Here is a 255-nt window from a genome sequence, read left to right as displayed (position 1 = left end):
GGCGTTGCCATTTCGACGATCAATCTCGATGTCACACCGGTCAACGATGCACCGTCGGGTAAAGATGCGCGCTTTACCATACAGGAAGATGGCAGAAAAATATTCGCGGCTGCCGATTTTGGCTTTAGTGATGTGGATGCGGGTGACAGTTTAAAGGCGGTACGAATCGACAAGTTGCCAACTGCCGGCGCGCTGAATCTGAATGGTGTTGGAGTGCAGCCCGGACAGGTAATTGCTGTGACAAAGCTTGGTGAG

At 52.2% G+C, this 255-nt stretch carries 1 protein-coding gene; it reads left to right on the top strand.

Annotated elements, in window-relative coordinates:
* On the top strand, positions 1–255 hold a 255-nt coding region (locus tag ACUHMQ_RS21680), incomplete at both ends, for a hypothetical protein (protein WP_445297436.1).

Source organism: Chitinimonas violaceus (assembly GCF_052601015.1).
The sequence above is the reverse complement of the archived record's forward strand: the minus strand, read 5'-3'. Positions and strand labels throughout refer to the sequence as shown.